The organism is Thermoplasma sp., from assembly GCF_008709555.1.
Lineage (GTDB): Archaea > Thermoplasmatota > Thermoplasmata > Thermoplasmatales > Thermoplasmataceae > Thermoplasma.
The window spans coordinates 7,589-7,875 of record NZ_VYIJ01000032.1; the positions used below are offsets into that span (position 1 = coordinate 7,589).

1 pseudogene is annotated in these 287 nt (G+C 51.2%); it reads left to right on the forward strand.

The window, feature by feature from the left end:
• Positions 1-209: pseudogene (locus F6Q11_RS07370) on the forward strand (NAD(P)/FAD-dependent oxidoreductase); the annotation flags it as partial.
• Positions 210-287 lie beyond the last annotated feature (78 nt).

The window sequence follows — 287 nt, forward strand, 5'->3', positions numbered from 1 at the left end:
CACCGTTCATGGAATACAACAAGGTTGCCGCGTGCATAATAGCGACTGGCAGCTCTGGCGTCTTCTCCTACTGTGATCTGGCAGGAAAGCTCACGGATCCAAACGTGAAATTCCCGGAATGCCGGATGATCGGAAACGACCCGCTCTTCCGCTTTGCGCATGACCTGTACGAGGTGAACTTCCTCTCATCGACATACGGGAGCAGATGATTGAAATGGCAGAGAAGAAAGATGATCTTGGAAAACTTATGGAGACCCTGGAAGATCTCAGGCCAACTCTGGAGCTGT